Genomic DNA, 13,513 nt, shown 5'->3' with positions numbered 1-13,513 from the left:
GGATACGAACACGACCCCCCGCGACCAATCGCTGTCTGGCGGTCCGCGGTGGGTCCGTGTCGATCCAACACATGAATCCCAAGGAACTCTTCGCGGACGACGACGCGGTCTCGCCGGTGATCGGGGTGATCCTGATGGTCGCCATCACCGTCATCCTCGCGGCGGTCATCGCCACCTTCGTCCTCGGTCTCGGCGATCAGGTCAGTAACACCTCTCCGCAAACGAGCTTTAGCTTCGACTACGACGGCGGTGATCAAGATCTCACCATCATCCACGACGGCGGTGAGAACATTGACGCCGGTGAACTGCGCGTTACTGGTGCTAATAGTACTGACGAAGGTGCTTGGTCGGATAGCATCGGAAACAGCAACTATGGCGCGGACAGCGTGATCTCTGCTGGAAACAGCCTCACAGTTGGCGTTCAGTCGGATCAGACAGTCCGCGTCGTCTGGGAGCCCCAGGAGGGCGGCTCTTCCGCGACGCTGGCCACGTGGGAAGGCCCCGACGCGTAACCGAGCGCGCGGCGTCCTTTTTCTCGCAGTGAAGGTACCGCTACGAATATATAGTGCGACGATAGATGCGACACAACACTATGGCGTGGGTCGAGGTCGACGCGACCGGCTTCGGGGGGAGCCATGAGTAACCAGACTGACGCGCTCCAGTCCGTCGGCGGCGAGGGCTGCGCGCTCTCGAACGGGGAAATATTCGACGTCCTCCAGAACGAGCGACGGCGCTACGTCCTGCAGTACCTCCGCCGACACGGCGGACCCGTCGAACTGGGTGACCTCGCGACCCGCGTCGCCGCCCGCGAGTACGAGGTCTCCGAGGGGGACGTCTCCGGCAAGCAGCGCAAGCGGGTGTACACGACGCTCCAGCAGACCCACCTGCCGAAGATGGACGAGGCCGGCATCGTCGCGTTCGACTCGGACGCCGGGGTCATCGACACGACGCCGTACACCGAGGAGCTGACGGTCTATCTGGAGATCGTCCCCGGCAAGGAGTTTCCCTGGCGGGAGTACTACCTCTCGCTGGGCGCGGTGAACCTGGCCGTCGTCGCGACGCTGTGGGCCGACGTCTACCCCGTCACCGTCGTCCCGCCGCTAATCTGGGCGACGCTGTTCGCCGTCATCCTCACCGTCTCCGCCGCCTACCACACCTTCCTCGGTCGGGAGCTCACCCTCTCCGAGCACGCGGCCCGGAGCGACGGCGAGTGACGGACAGCTGATGGCATTATTTTCAGCCTTTATTTTATGGTTCAAGTTTTGTGATTTCATTGCTGTCAACCGCCCATCTAGTTTTCACCCTCAACGCCGCCTTGAACCCTCCTCAAGGGGGCGCTGACCGGGTGAATGGTAATCGGGGTATAAGTGAACCTGGTCGAGTGGAATGGGTAGCACCCGCGGGGTGGGGGCGCGCTGCCCGGGCAGGGGCGGCGTCCACCGACGTGGGTGTGCGCACAACACCAACCATGGATCTCAAGAAACTGTTCACGGACGACGACGCGGTCTCGCCGGTCATCGGCGTGATCCTGATGGTCGCCATCACGGTCATCCTGGCTGCCGTCATCGCGTCGTTCGTCCTCAACCTCGGGGACCAGGCACAGCAATCGACGCCGACGGCGAGCTTCGACTTCGATTATAACGCCACTGGCACTGATAATCTGACAATTACCCATGAAAGTGGTGACACCATCGATGGAGCGCGTCTGAATGCCACCATCTCGAATGGGGCCAATGTAGATAGTGATGTATTTATAGGAGAAATTACGGCGGGGACATCAACTGAGCTGAATGAAAGTGTCACAGATGCGGATCCTCTTGACCTAAGTGATTCTACTGTTCGAATTATCTACACAGCTGAATCCGGTGGTTCCTCCTCGACCCTGACCACCTGGGAAGGACCGGACGCGTAACTGATTTCCCCTTCTCTTTCGTCTCGCACTTCGTCCAGTAGCTTCAAGCCCTCGCTTACCACCATTCAAACAACCCTTGGCGAATATTATTTAGAAAACTTTGCTATTATTTTTAATATAAACTGTACCATTTATTGTGTTGCAATGCCCATTCAAGAACTCTTTGAGAGAGACGACGCCGTGTCGCCGGTCATCGGCGTCATCTTGATGGTCGCGATTACCGTCATCCTCGCGGCCGTTATCGCATCGTTCGTGCTAAATATGGGAAATCAGGCGCAACAGGACCCGCCGCAGGCGAGTTTCAGTTTTGACTTCACCAACGATAACACTGTGAGTGGCACTACGTACGATCAGCTCACAATATCCCACGGCAGTGGTGACAACCTTCCTGTTGAGAGGGTTAAAATAAAGGGGACTGTAGATCTCGGATCTGGGGGGACAAATGCAAGCACAGGTAACTACGAGAGCGATCTTGAGTTTACAGACGACTTTTCGGTGAGTGGTGAGGTGTCCGCGGGGACAACTGTGACGGTGTCGTCTGATACAAGTAATAACGAACTGGGTACAGAGACTGTTCGCATCATCTACGTTGACGAAGACACCGGCCAGAGCACTACTCTCAGCACTTGGGAAGGCCCCGACGCCTAGCTGACCCACCTCCTTCAGTTTCTTTCGCCCGGCTGACCCCGGAGCGTCGCGTAGGGCTTTTTATCCCCGTAGCCCCGTGGCAACTGGCATGCAAACGGAGTCCATCGCCGTCTACGGGGTCGCAGCCCTCATCGTGGCGACGGCGCTGGCCTCGGGACCGCTGGTCGGCGGCGTCGACTTCACGCAATCCCAGGCGACGACGGGGCTGGGCGAGGGGTCGGCCACCGTCGCGAACGCGACGCTGCCGGCCGACGTCGCGTTCGAGGGCGGCCGCTTCGGGACCGAGGGGTACCGCCTGTCGGTCCCGCCCGCGGACGTCGAGTTCGCGTCGATCACGGGCCGGCCGGTGCTGGCCTACAGAGTGGTCGTTCCGGCGCTGGACTACGCCCGCGTCAGCTCGTCGATCCTGTCGCCCGACAACGAGGGACGGTTCGCGGCCCAGTTCGAGGGCGGGACCGTCGACCGCGAGCGGATCGACTGCGACCGCTACGACGGCAGGCTGGAACTCCTGCTCCGGTCGGGCACCGACGAGCGGACCGTCGCGACGAGGCGCGTGGTGATCGAGGTGGTCGGATGAACGGCGAGTGGGTTCGGAGCGCCGTCGTCCGGTTCGCGTTCGGCGACCGCGTCGGGCTGGCGATCTTCCTCGCGAGCCTCTGCCTGTTCTGGGCCTGCTGGCGCGCCGGGTTTCTGATCACCGACACCTACACGCTGACCAACGGGCTGGTCGCCGTCGAGCAGGGGCGACTCCACATGACGGCGGCGCCCTACAGTGACGGCATCGTCACGCCGGGCGTCTCCAGCGTCGACGGCCGGCTCTATCCGCGGAACTTCGGGGCGCTGATCGCGGCGCTGCCGTTCCTGTGGGCGCTGCGCGCCCTCGCGGCGGTGACGGACATCCGGATCGGGCTGGTCGCCGTCTGGTCGCTGCTGGTCCTGGCCACCGCCGTCGTCGCCGGGCGGGCCGTCGACCGGGAGCGGACGTTCGTCCTCGGCGGGAGCGCCGCCGCGCTGGCGGCCTTCGCCGTCAACGTCGCGCTCGCGACGCCGATGGACCCGCCGCTCCACCAGCTGGCCCTGCAGGCGGTCCACACCGTCGCCGCGGCCTTCGTCGCCGTCTTCGCTTACCGGCTGCTGGCCGACCGGTACCGCCGGCGCACCGCCGTCGTCGGGACGGTCGCCGTCGTCCTCGGCACGCCGCTGTCGGTGTGGGCGACCGTCCCCAAGCGCCACGTGATCACCGCCGCCGTCGTACTGGCAGGGGCCTACGCCATCCGCCGGAGCCGGGCGGCCGACGACCCGCACGCACTCGAGGCGCGCGCGCTCGGGTACGTCGCCGTCGGCCTGCTGGCGTGGGTCCACGCGCCGGAGGCGCTGGCGGTCTTCGTCCCGTTCGTCGCCGTCGACGTCGCCACCGCGCCCGCGAACGACCGGCGGACCGTCGGTGTCCTCGGAGCGACCTTCGCCGCGTCGCTGCTCCCCTTCGCCGTCACGAACGTCCTCGTCGGCGGCCACCCGCTGCGCGTCCCGCGAATGCTCCCCGGCGCGAGCCCCGGAGACCGACCCGTAGCGGCCGACGACGCCGGGTCGGGGGCCGCCGGCTCCGGCGCGTCGGGGACAGACGGGTCCCCCGCGACGCCGAGAGACGGCGCGTCCGGGATGGCGCCGCCGGACCAGGCGCTCCGCGAGGGGATCGAGTTCGCCGGCACCGCCGTCGAACCGCTGACGACGTTCGTCCGGTTCCTCGTCGCCGGCGTCGAGACGCTCCTCGGCTCCCCGTTGGACGCGTTCCACACGTTCGTCCGGAGCGGTCACGTCGAGCGGGTCGCCGAGCGATCCACGGGCGCAGCGACGGCGGACCTGTCGATGCTGGAGTCCGTCGCGCTGCTGGCCGTCGTCGTCGCCGCGGTGCCGGCCGCCGCCGCGGCGCTCCGGAGGGCCGGCGGCTGGCGGGACGCAGTGGAGGCCCCCGCCGACGTCGAGGCCGACGACGCGTACCTGGCGCTGGCCGGCGCGGCGCTGATCCTGCTGTACCTCCCGCGCCTGCCGCTGCACGCCCAGCTCACAGTCCGCTACCTGTTCCCGGTCTTCCCCGTCGCCGTCTACCTCGGGCTGACGCTGTCGCCCGTCCGCGACGCGCTGGCGACCCACTGGCGGACCTACTGCTGGACGCTCGCGGCGGCCCTGCTCGTCGGCGGGCAACTCCTGCTGGTCGCGCTCGTCCGGCTGTCGCCCACCCTCGGCGAGGCCCTCCAGCTCCACGGCCTGCTGTCGCTCGCCGCCGCGGCGCCGCTGGCGCTGTGGGCGGCCGCCGGCGACTACGGGACGCGAGCGTCGCGGGCCGGCGCCGTCCTCCTCGCGCTCGCCACGGCGACCGCCGCCCTGCTCGTCGCCGGCGTCGTCGTCGAATACTACACCCACGGGAACGCTCACGTGCTCCCGGCGATACGGGCCCTCGCCGAAGCCGTCTCCGTCACCTGACCGCGCGACGGAGGGTTTTTGTTGCCCCCCGGGCAACCGCCGTCATGGATCGACTCAAGGAGTCCCTGCTCGAGGCCCCGATCATCGAGAAGGACGGGTACCACTACTTCGTCCACCCCATCAGCGACGGGGTCCCCATGCTCCGGCCGGAACTCCTCCGGGAGATCGTCATCCGGATCATCCGCAAGGCCGAACTGGAGGACGTCGACAAGATCGTCACCCCCGCCGCGATGGGCATCCACATCTCCACCGCCGTCTCGCTGATGACCGACATCCCTCTCGTCGTCGTCCGCAAGCGCCAGTACGGCCTCGACGGCGAGGTCGCCCTCTCGCAGGTCACCGGCTACTCCGAGAACGAGATGTACGTCAACGACGTCTACGAGGGCGACAAGGTACTCGTCCTCGACGACGTCCTCTCGACTGGCGGCACCCTCGCCGGCCTCACCGGCGCCCTCGAGGACATCGGCGCCGACATCCGCGACATCGTCTGCGTCATCAAGAAGGCCGACGGCGAGAACAAGCTCGACGAGGCCGGCTACGACGCCAAGACCCTCATCAACGTCGCCGTCGAGGACGGCGAAGTCGTCATCGTCGACGAGAACGGCGACGGCTGAACTACCACCTTTTTACTGCAGGGGGTTCGCTCCGCGAACCCCCCTCGCAAAAACGTGGGCGAAAAACCCCCGCAAGCGCCGGAGGCGCTTGCGGTGAACTGCGCCTCGCTTCGCTCGGCGCAGATGCTGGAACCGCGACTTCCTGCTTCAAATCTACTGCTGGTGACAGCACACCGAGGCGACTGCGGAGATAAAACTCCACGGCGTTGTCGTGCTGAGAAGTAGCGGGAGGTGGATTTGAACCGGAGGAAGACTCGCTGCCGCTCGTCTTCCAGGGTTCAAATCCACTCGGCGATAAGTAGCCGACGCCAGCCTCGTCGCTCCACTCCTTGTTGTGGCGTCGGCAAAATGATAGCGGGAGGTGGATTTGAACCACCGATCTACGGGTTATGAGCCCGCCGGAATCTCCTGGCTATCCCATCCCGCTACCAGTTCATATCACGGCCCCCTGATTAAGGGTTGTGATTCGCTCGCCGTCCGTTACTTCCTCCCGTGCAGTATAGCCGCCCGAGCGACCGTAATCGAGGGGTTCCCTCGCGACAGTGGGACGAGGCGGGCGGGATCACTCCTCGTGGACGCGCCAGGTGAACAGGCTCTCGAAGACGTAGTTGACGAGCATGGCGGCGGCGATGGATCCGCCCTTGACGGCGACGAGCCAGAGGTCGAAACCGGCCAGCGAGAGGTCGACGGTGGCGCCGTAGAAGACGGCGACGAACAGGAGGTACTGGACGGTCGACCCGCCGGCGCGGACGAAGTGCGACCGCAGGAGGCGCCCGCCGAGCGAGCGCGTGTCGTCGCGGCCCTCGCCGGCGAACGTCCAGGTGTCGTTGATGGCGAACATCACGAGGATGGCCACCTCGATGCTGACGACGTTGGCGACGGCGGCCGAGAGGCCGCCGAACTCGGTCAGGGCCACGAGCGTCGTCGTGTCGAAGACGGCGCCGACGGCGCCGACGGAGGCGAACTTGCCGAAGCGGACTCCGGAGAGCAGTTCCCGGAGCGGGGCGGTGCGGTTACTCATCTCTGTCGATCAGCGCCGTCGGTTGGTCGCGCCGGGCGGCGATGGCCGCGTGGAGGCGGCTGTCTCGCAGGCGCTTGGCGCGGTGGCGTGCCGAGAACAGGGCCTTGCCCATCTTGAGCGAGGTCCTGACCGGCGAGACGGTCGAGCCGGGCATGTCCTCCCACTCGATGGGGACCTCGACGACCCGGCGGTCCAGCGCCGCCGCCATGGCGATCAGCTCTACGTCCCAGGCGAAGCCCGGATCGTAGAGGTGCTGTCGGACCTCGGACCAGGCCTCGGCGTCGATCGCCTTTGCGCCGCACTGGTAGTCGTACAGCGACGCGTCGAGCAGGCGCCCGGCCAGCCAGGCGAAGGCGTCGCCGAGGAAGCGCCGGGCGAACGTCTGGTGCCCCCGGACGTCGGCCTCGGGGTGCCGGCGCGAGCCGACAGCCAGATCGACCCGCCCTTCGCGGACGGGTGCGATGACGTCGGCCAGCGAATCGGCACCGGTCGACCCGTCGGCGTCGGCGAAAGCGAGGACGTCGGTCTCCAGCGCCTCGAATCCCGCGGTGATCGCCGCGCCCTTGCCCCGCCGGTACGGCACGGCGTTGACGGTCGCCGGGAGGTCCTCGAGGCGGGAGACGAGAGCGGGCTCCGGGTCGTCGAGTTCGATCCGCAGGGCGGCGGGCGAGAGCCGCTCGTCGAGGCGACGAACATAGGACCGCAGCCGCTCGACGTCCGGCCTGAACGCGGGGACGACGACGCCCACCGACCGACTCATTGGTGAGAGCCACCCCGGGCGCGAGTAAAAACCGTTCGACTCGCAGCAGCGGTCCGGGTCGCAAGACGTATAGGGTCGCCGGGCAGTGGGTTCGCCCATGGAGTTGGGTCTCGTCGCGCTCTGGCTGATCCTCTATCTGGCCGTGCTGTACCTCGGCGGGACGATCGCAGCCGTCGTCTTCCCGCGGTTCGCCGACCGTGGACTGGGCGTGGCAGTCCCGCTGGGACTGGCCGTCCTCTGGACAGTGACCTACGTCGCGGGCCACCTCTCGCTCGGGCTGGGCACGTGGCTGGGCGTCGTCGTCCTCGTGGGGCTGGCGTGGATTGCGAAGAGTCGCGGCGCGAGCGTCGACCGGCGGCTCTACGCCGAGACGGCGGCGGTCTTCTCGGTCGCCTTCCTGCTGCTCGTCGCGATACGGGCGGTCGACCCGGCGATCAGCCCGCTCGGGGGCGAGAAGTTCCTCGACTTCGGCCTGCTGAAGTCGGTCCTGCGGGCCGACTCGCTCCCGCCGGAGGACCTGTGGTTCGCGGGCGAGCCGGTCGCCTACTACTACGGCGGCCACCTGCTCGCGGCGACGCTGACCCGGATCACCGGGACGGCCGGCCGGTTCGCCTACAACCTCGCGCTGGCCGGTTTCTACGCGACGCTGGTCACCGCAGTCTACGGGCTGGCCGGGAGCCTCGGCGCGGAGCGCGGGCTGTCACGCCGGCGCGCGGCCGCCGCAGGCGCCTTTCTCGTCGGCATCGCGAGCAACCTCCTGACGCCCGGGAAGGTGGTGCTGTGGCTCCTGCCGGACCCGATGACGGCGTGGATCACCGGTCGCCTCGGCGTCGAACTGGAGGGCGTCGCGACGGAGGGACCGGCCGCGTTCCACTACTGGGACGCCTCGCGCGTGATCCAGGACGACCCGTCCGACTTCGTCACCTTCGAACCGGCCATCGCGCCCGTCATCGACGAGTTCCCCTTCTTCGCGTGGCTCAACGGCGACCTGCACGCCCACATGATGAGCACGGGCTTTCTCGTGCTGGTCGCGGCGGTCTGCTTCGCCTACTACCTGACGCCGGAGGGCGAGGTGCGACGCCGCCGGGCGCTCCTGATGGGCGTCCTCCCGCCGCTGGCCGGGCTGCTAGGGGTGACGAACACCTGGTCGTTCCCGAGCGTCGGCGGGCTCGCCATGCTGACCGTCGCGCTCGCACCGGCCGACCCGCGGACGCTGCTACCAGCGCCGGCGACGGCGGCCCTCTCCGGCGGCCCCGTACGGCGCGAGCTATCGCGGCTCGGCGTCGGCCTGGCCGTCGCGGCCGCGGTCCTCGCGCTCGGGCTGGTCTGGTCGCTGCCGTTCTGGCTCGGCGCGGCCAGCGGGCGCGAGATCGCGGTCCTCCCCGATCGGACGTCGCTCGGCGAACTGCTGATCGTCCACGGGACGCTCCTGGCCCCGATCGGGGCCTACCTCTACCTCCGGGCGGCCGACGCGCTGAACCCGGACCGGGCCCGCGTCGGTGCCCTGCTTGCCGTCGCCGCCGTCGGCCTGGCGGCCTCGGTCGACCTCGCCGCCGTCGGCCTGTTCGTCCCCGTCGTCCTGACGGCGTGGGTGCTCCTGCGCGGACCCGCCCCGGGTGACGGCGCCGCGGTGGAGCCGGTCAGCTCAGACGGAGGGCAGCCCGACGGCGACCGATCGGACGGGACCCTCGGGTTCGAGGGCGTCCTCGTCGTCGGCGGCATCGGTCTGGTGACGCTCGTGGAGTTCGTCTTCGTCGCGGAGAACGTCGGCCGGATGAACACGGTGTTCAAGACCTACATGCAGGTGTGGGTGCTGTGGGCCGCCGCCGCCGGCGTCGCGCTGGCGGCCGTGGCGAGTCGGTGGTCGCCGGCGCCCGGGCGCTGGCGTCCGCTGGCCGCCCGCGGGTTCGCGGCGCTGCTGCTCGTCTCGGCGTCGCTGTACGCCGGCCTCGCCCTCTCGGCGCACTTCGGGAGCCAGTCCGACGTCGCGCGCACGGACGATCCCACGCTGGACGGGCGGGCCTGGCTCGACGTCCGCCACCCCGACGAGGCGCCGGCGATCCGCTGGCTCGACGAGCGCGAGGGGCGGCCGACCATCGTCACCGCAGCGCCCGCCGGATACCGCTGGAACCCCAGTGAAGGCAAGGGTGCCAGCGCGCCGTCGAGTCTGACCGGTCTGCCGACGGTCGCCGGCTGGACGCACGAGGCCCAGTACCGCAACGACACGGTCTACGACGAGCGCGTGACGGACGTGGAGACCATCTACGTGGGCGACCCGACCGAGCAGGCCCGGCTACTGGCGGAGTACGACGTCGAATACGTCTACGTCGGACCGGCCGAGCGCGCCAGGTACGACGGGATCACGGTCGGCGAACTCGACGGCGTGACGGTCGCAGAAGAGTGGTCCGGCGTGACGATCTACCGGGTCGACGGCGAGGCGCTGCCGTCGTCCTGAGGGCGCGCTACGCGTCCGACCGCTCGCGCAGCACCGCGACGTCCTCGGCGTCGATGTCCTCGGTGTCGAGGTGCTGTGCGATGTAGTTGCGCCGCTCGTAGGTCTCCCGCTCGTCCTCGGAGCCGATCGTACACCACAGCTGCGGGCGGTCGGGCCCGTGCCACTCGCCCTGGACGTTGATCCCGAAGACCTCGTACTCCTGGCCGTCGTACTCGATCCGGGCGCCCCGCCGGATCCCCGGGTTCCCGTGGATGATCAGCTTCTTCATGCCTGGCGGTTGTCTCAGGGCGCACTTAGAGACTTCGGACGACGGCCGCCGAGGCCGTCAGATGCATTCCTCGCCCGTCGCAGCGGCGGAAACCGCCCGTCAAAAAGCTTACCCCGGGCGGCGTGTCACCGTCCCACTACGATGGACGAAGCGCTCGAAGTCGTCGACGTCGTCGCCGACGCCGGGCTCGAGGGAGCGGTCGTCTGGCTGTTCCGCCTGCTCGGGCTGCTCCTCGTGGCGGCCGGCCTGGGGGTGTGGCTCCTGACCGACGCGGGCGTGTTGCTCCTCCCGGCCCTGCTGATCGTCGCCGGAGCGGTGCTGCTGGTGGTGCCCCAGATCCTGCTGGCGGTGGCCGAGCTCGCCTAGGATCGACCGGGAACCGTCGACGTTTTAAGCAGCGGTGTCTAACTCCGCCGTAAGGTCGATATCTATGGAGATGCCACGCCGGTTTAACACGTACTGTCCCCACTGTAACGAGCACAACGAACACGAGGTCGAGAAGGTCCGCAGCGGACGCGAGACGGGCATGAAGTGGATCGACCGCCAGCGCGAGCGCAACTCGGGCATCGGGAACGACGGCAAGTTCTCGAAGGTGCCCGGGGGCGACAAGCCCACCAAGAAGACGGACCTCAAGTACCGCTGCAGCGACTGCGGCAAGGCCCACCTCCGCGAGGGATGGCGCGCCGGTCGACTGGAGCTGACTGACTAACGATGGCTGGAAACTTCGTCACCGTCACCTGTCCGGACTGCGAGAACGAACAGACCCTCTTCGAGAAGGCCGCCACCGAGGTCGACTGCGCCGTCTGCGGGCACACGCTCGCGCGGCCGACCGGCGGACAGGCGGCCATCGAGGGCGAGGTCACCGAGGTCGTCGAATCGCGATGAAGTACAGCGGCTGGCCCGAACCGGGCGAACTCGCGGTCGGACGCGTCGACGAGATCGAGGACTTCGGCGTGTTCGTCGACCTGCTGGAGTACGAGGACAAGCGGGGACTGACCCACATCTCCGAAGTCGCCAGCGGGTGGATCAAGAACGTCCGCGACCACGTCAACGAGGGCCAGACGGTCGTCGTCAAGGTGCTGGAGGTCGACGAGGACGCCCAGCAGATCAACCTCTCGATCAAGGACGTCAACGACCACCAGCGCAAGGAGAAGATCCAGGAGTGGAAGAACGAGCAGAAGGCCGACAACTGGATGGAACTGGCCTTCGGCGAGGACCTCCCCGGCGAGCAGTACGCGGCGATCGCCAACGAACTGCTCGCCGAGTTCGGTTCCATGTACGACGGCTTCGAGGAGGCCGCCATCCACGGCCACGAGGCCCTCGAGGAGACCGACCTCGACGACGACGAGGTCGACGCTATCGTCGAGACCGCTCGTGAGAACGTCTCGGTGCCGTACGTCACCGTCTCGGGCTACGTCGACCTGACCTGCCCCGAGGGCGACGGCGTCGAGGTCATCAAGGAGGCCCTGCAGGCCGCCGAGGGCAACGGCGAGGTGCCCGAAGAAGTGCAACTGGAGGTCACCTACGTCGGCTCGCCCGAGTACCGCATCCGCGTGCAGGCGCCCGACTACAAGCGCGCCGAGTCCGAGCTGGAGGACAGCGCCGAGCGGGCCCGCGCCGTCGTCGCCGAGCACGGCGGCTCCGGGGACTTCCACCGCGAGCGCCAGCAGGAAGAGGAGTAACCGTTCTCCATGCGGGCCGATCTCAGGGTCTGTTCCGACTGGGAATCGAACCACGACCGGCCCGTATACACGCTCGCCGAGTCCTGTCCGGACTGCGGCGCCGAGGCCGTCAACAGCGCCCCGGCCCCGTACAATCCGGCGGACCCGTACGGCGAGTATCGACGCGCACTTAAGCGCCGCGAGCGGGAGTAGCCCCATGGACGAGTTCGACATCGAGTCTCACGCGGAGGTCGACCTCTCGGAGCCGGTCCTCATCGAGGGCCTGCCCGGCGTCGGCCACGTCGGCAAGCTCGCCGCCGAGCACCTGCTGGAGGAACTCGACAGCGAGCTAGTGCGGCGCGTCTACTCCCGTCACTTCCCACCGCAGGTGAGCGTCGAGGAGGGGCGCACGCAACTCGCTTGCGCGGAGTTCCACGCCGTCACGCCCGAGGAGGGCCGAGACCTGCTCGTGCTGACCGGCGACCACCAGGCGCAGGACAACGAGGGCCACTACGGCCTGACCGACACCTTCCTCGACGTCGCCGAGGAGTTCGGCGTCGAGACGGTGTACGCGCTGGGCGGCGTCCCCACGGGCGAGCTCATCGAGGAGTACGACGTCGTCGGCGCGACGACGACCGACGACCTGATCGAGGACCTCGAAGACGTGGGCGTCGAGTTCCGCGAGAACGAGCCCGCCGGCGGCATCGTCGGCGTCTCCGGTCTCCTGCTGGGCCTGAGCGACCGTCGCGACCTGCCGGCGGCCTGCCTCATGGGCGAGACGTCCGGCTACCTCGTCGACCCCAAGAGCGCGCAGGCGGTGCTGGAGACCCTCGAGGATCTCGTCGGCTTCGATGTCGACTACGGCTCCCTGGAGGACCGCGCCGAGGAGATGGAGGAAGTCGTCCGGAAGATCCAGGAGATGGAGCAGGGGTCGCCGACGACCTCCGACGAGGACCTCCGCTACATCGGTTGATACCGCCGGGCCTACGCCGTCCCGTAAGCGAGCGAACGATTCTTACAGTCTGCATCCCAACGGGCGCGCGTGCAACTCGATCCCGGTGCGTGGCCGGAGTGGCTCCTCGTAGGTGTGGGCGTCGGCGTCCTGGGGAGCCTCGTGGTTGCGGCCCTCTTCTTCGTCGCGGTCCGCTACTTCCCGAGTCGCCCCGTGGCGCGGGGCCGACGGGGCGGCGAGAAGCGCCGCCGCGCGGAGCTGCGCGAGTACCTCGACGCCGTCGACGAGCAGTACGCCGAGGACCACTTCGTCGAGGGCCAGCACGTCGCCTTCTACCTCCCGAAGCGGGACGTCGCCATCACGTTCGACGCCCGCGCCTACTACCGGATCGAGCGCTCGGCGACCCGTCCGGTCCTGGTCGAACACGAGATGCCGGGCGTCCAGCTCGGCGCCCGCCTGCCCTTCGAGACGCCCGAGGTCGACTTCGGCCCCGACGAGACTGAGGAGCGCCGGGAGCATCCCACCGCTGCAGCGTTCCGGGAGCTGGGGCTGCCCACGTCCGCCACGCTGGAGGAGGTCAAGGCCGCCTACCGCAGCAAGGTCAAGGAGGTCCACCCGGACCACGGCGGCGACGAGGACGAGTTCCGCCGCGTCCGCGAGGCCTACACGACCGCCAAGCGCCACGCCGTCGAGGCGCGGCCAGCGGACTGATGGCTGTGCCGCACGGCAGCGGTACCCGGC

18 protein-coding genes and 1 tRNA gene are annotated in these 13,513 nt (G+C 68.1%); 15 read left to right on the top strand and 4 right to left on the bottom strand.

Annotated elements, in window-relative coordinates; translation table 11 throughout:
- Positions 1-71: 71 nt before the first annotated feature.
- The 7 genes from LCY71_RS15185 (at position 72) to hpt (ending at position 5,655) form a co-directional block, all read left to right on the top strand.
- Positions 72-512 (top strand): type IV pilin domain-containing protein, encoded by a 441-nt coding sequence (locus LCY71_RS15185; RefSeq protein ID WP_225335928.1) that lies wholly within the window; start codon positions 72-74, stop codon positions 510-512.
- Between the two features lie 123 nt (positions 513-635).
- Positions 636-1,214, top strand: coding sequence for a DUF7344 domain-containing protein (locus LCY71_RS15180; protein WP_225333986.1), 579 nt, complete (start codon positions 636-638; stop codon positions 1,212-1,214).
- Positions 1,215-1,468: 254 nt separating this feature from the next.
- On the top strand, positions 1,469-1,912 hold the full coding sequence (locus LCY71_RS15175) for a type IV pilin domain-containing protein (RefSeq protein ID WP_225335927.1): 444 nt from the start codon (positions 1,469-1,471) through the stop codon (positions 1,910-1,912).
- Positions 1,913-2,056: 144 nt separating this feature from the next.
- On the top strand, positions 2,057-2,560 hold the full coding sequence (locus LCY71_RS15170) for a type IV pilin domain-containing protein (RefSeq protein WP_225333985.1): 504 nt from the start codon (positions 2,057-2,059) through the stop codon (positions 2,558-2,560).
- Between the two features lie 88 nt (positions 2,561-2,648).
- Positions 2,649-3,137: a hypothetical protein gene (locus tag LCY71_RS15165; RefSeq protein WP_225333984.1), complete on the top strand. Its 489-nt coding sequence runs from the start codon at positions 2,649-2,651 to the stop codon at positions 3,135-3,137.
- Positions 3,134-5,041, top strand: coding sequence for a hypothetical protein (locus LCY71_RS15160; protein ID WP_225333983.1), 1,908 nt, complete (start codon positions 3,134-3,136; stop codon positions 5,039-5,041). Before LCY71_RS15165 ends, LCY71_RS15160 begins: the two co-directional genes overlap by 4 nt.
- Before the next feature lie 44 nt (positions 5,042-5,085).
- Positions 5,086-5,655, top strand: coding sequence for a hypoxanthine/guanine phosphoribosyltransferase (gene hpt / locus LCY71_RS15155; RefSeq protein WP_225333982.1), 570 nt, complete (start codon positions 5,086-5,088; stop codon positions 5,653-5,655).
- A 352-nt stretch (positions 5,656-6,007) separates the two neighbouring features.
- On the opposite strand, the gene LCY71_RS15150 is transcribed toward hpt, so the two are convergent.
- From LCY71_RS15150 to LCY71_RS15140, 3 genes are all read right to left on the bottom strand, one after another.
- A tRNA-Met gene (locus tag LCY71_RS15150) sits at positions 6,008-6,082 on the bottom strand.
- Positions 6,083-6,217: 135 nt separating this feature from the next.
- Positions 6,218-6,676: a GtrA family protein gene (locus tag LCY71_RS15145; protein ID WP_225333981.1), complete on the bottom strand. Its 459-nt coding sequence runs from the start codon at positions 6,674-6,676 to the stop codon at positions 6,218-6,220.
- Positions 6,669-7,436, bottom strand: a complete 768-nt coding sequence (locus tag LCY71_RS15140) for a glycosyltransferase (RefSeq protein ID WP_225333980.1) — start codon at positions 7,434-7,436, stop codon at positions 6,669-6,671. Before LCY71_RS15140 ends, LCY71_RS15145 begins: the two co-directional genes overlap by 8 nt.
- A gap of 97 nt (positions 7,437-7,533) precedes the next feature.
- Here LCY71_RS15140 and LCY71_RS15135 point away from each other — a divergent pair, with 97 nt between their 5' ends.
- Positions 7,534-9,891: a DUF2298 domain-containing protein gene (locus LCY71_RS15135; RefSeq protein ID WP_225333979.1), complete on the top strand. Its 2,358-nt coding sequence runs from the start codon at positions 7,534-7,536 to the stop codon at positions 9,889-9,891.
- A 7-nt stretch (positions 9,892-9,898) separates the two neighbouring features.
- Here LCY71_RS15135 and LCY71_RS15130 read toward each other — a convergent pair whose 3' ends face one another.
- Positions 9,899-10,159 (bottom strand): HAH_0734 family protein, encoded by a 261-nt coding sequence (locus LCY71_RS15130; RefSeq protein WP_225333978.1) that lies wholly within the window; start codon positions 10,157-10,159, stop codon positions 9,899-9,901.
- A 141-nt stretch (positions 10,160-10,300) separates the two neighbouring features.
- Here LCY71_RS15130 and LCY71_RS15125 point away from each other — a divergent pair, with 141 nt between their 5' ends.
- The 7 genes from LCY71_RS15125 (at position 10,301) to LCY71_RS15095 (ending at position 13,483) form a co-directional block, all read left to right on the top strand.
- Positions 10,301-10,525 carry a hypothetical protein gene (locus LCY71_RS15125; protein ID WP_225333977.1) on the top strand — a complete coding sequence of 75 codons (225 nt, stop codon included), beginning with the start codon at positions 10,301-10,303 and terminating at the stop codon, positions 10,523-10,525.
- A gap of 64 nt (positions 10,526-10,589) precedes the next feature.
- Positions 10,590-10,868: a 50S ribosomal protein L44e gene (locus LCY71_RS15120; RefSeq protein WP_225333976.1), complete on the top strand. Its 279-nt coding sequence runs from the start codon at positions 10,590-10,592 to the stop codon at positions 10,866-10,868.
- A 2-nt stretch (positions 10,869-10,870) separates the two neighbouring features.
- The gene (locus LCY71_RS15115; protein ID WP_225333975.1) at positions 10,871-11,044 is read left to right on the top strand and encodes a 30S ribosomal protein S27e; all 174 of its coding nucleotides are present in this window, start codon (positions 10,871-10,873) and stop codon (positions 11,042-11,044) included.
- Positions 11,041-11,841: a translation initiation factor IF-2 subunit alpha gene (locus LCY71_RS15110; RefSeq protein ID WP_225333974.1), complete on the top strand. Its 801-nt coding sequence runs from the start codon at positions 11,041-11,043 to the stop codon at positions 11,839-11,841. The genes LCY71_RS15115 and LCY71_RS15110 overlap by 4 nt, the downstream gene beginning before the upstream one ends.
- A 9-nt stretch (positions 11,842-11,850) precedes the next feature.
- Positions 11,851-12,033, top strand: coding sequence for an RNA-protein complex protein Nop10 (locus tag LCY71_RS15105; RefSeq protein ID WP_225333973.1), 183 nt, complete (start codon positions 11,851-11,853; stop codon positions 12,031-12,033).
- 4 nt (positions 12,034-12,037) lie between these two features.
- Positions 12,038-12,793, top strand: a complete 756-nt coding sequence (locus LCY71_RS15100) for a proteasome assembly chaperone family protein (RefSeq protein ID WP_225333972.1) — start codon at positions 12,038-12,040, stop codon at positions 12,791-12,793.
- A gap of 69 nt (positions 12,794-12,862) precedes the next feature.
- Positions 12,863-13,483, top strand: a complete 621-nt coding sequence (locus tag LCY71_RS15095) for a J domain-containing protein (RefSeq protein ID WP_225333971.1) — start codon at positions 12,863-12,865, stop codon at positions 13,481-13,483.
- Positions 13,484-13,513: the final 30 nt, after the last annotated feature.

Source organism: Halomicrobium urmianum (assembly GCF_020217425.1).
Lineage (GTDB): Archaea > Halobacteriota > Halobacteria > Halobacteriales > Haloarculaceae > Halomicrobium > Halomicrobium urmianum.
This window is presented reverse-complemented; position numbering and strand designations above follow the sequence as displayed.